The 593-nt window shown below is 73.2% G+C and carries 1 protein-coding gene; it reads right to left on the bottom strand.

What is annotated here, in order from left to right; genetic code table 11:
* The coding region (locus DZG00_RS16265; RefSeq protein ID WP_511172847.1) for a DUF7847 domain-containing protein at positions 1–593 on the bottom strand (593 nt) is incomplete at both ends.

The following is a 593-nucleotide window of genomic DNA, read 5'->3' as shown; positions in this document are numbered from 1 at the left end:
CGCGGTCGTGCCGGGTGCGCCCGCGGGCGCCGCGTACGGGTCCCGCGCATCCAGCCCGGTCGCCGACGAGGCGCCTGCCGCGCGCTCCTCGGCGAAGCGCGCGAGCTCGAGGTCGAGCCCCTCGCGCCGCATCCGCAGGTCGATGTAGAGGATGGCCGCGTTCGCCGACGTGACGACCGCGCCGATGCTCCCCACCACCACGCTCACCACGAGCGTGAGCAGCTGGGTGCCGATGTAGAAGGCGACGGAGGCGTCGAAGGTCTGGAAGTCCAGCTCCCCGTTCGGGAACAGCACCGTCTGCAGGATGGAGGTCAGGAGCGTCAGCGGCACCGTCACCACGTTCGTGGCCGCGGACACGATCACCGCGGTGAGCAGCAGGATCCCGAGCACGCGCCAGAACGAGCCGATCGTGAGCGCCCACGACCGCCGGGCTGCCACCAGAGGCCGGAGCCGCTCGATGACGATGGCGCTCGGCACGAGGGCGAGCCGCGTGGAGACCCAGGCGGCGACGACCACGAGGCCGATCACGCCCAGCACGCCCACGAGGATCCCCGCCACGACGCCCGCGCCCCCGGCGAGCACGAGCAGCGCGA

The sequence above is a fragment of the Clavibacter lycopersici genome, from assembly GCF_003576405.1.
Lineage (GTDB): Bacteria > Actinomycetota > Actinomycetes > Actinomycetales > Microbacteriaceae > Clavibacter > Clavibacter lycopersici.
Note: the sequence above shows the minus strand (reverse complement) of the source record. Positions and strands in the feature narration are given on the sequence as shown.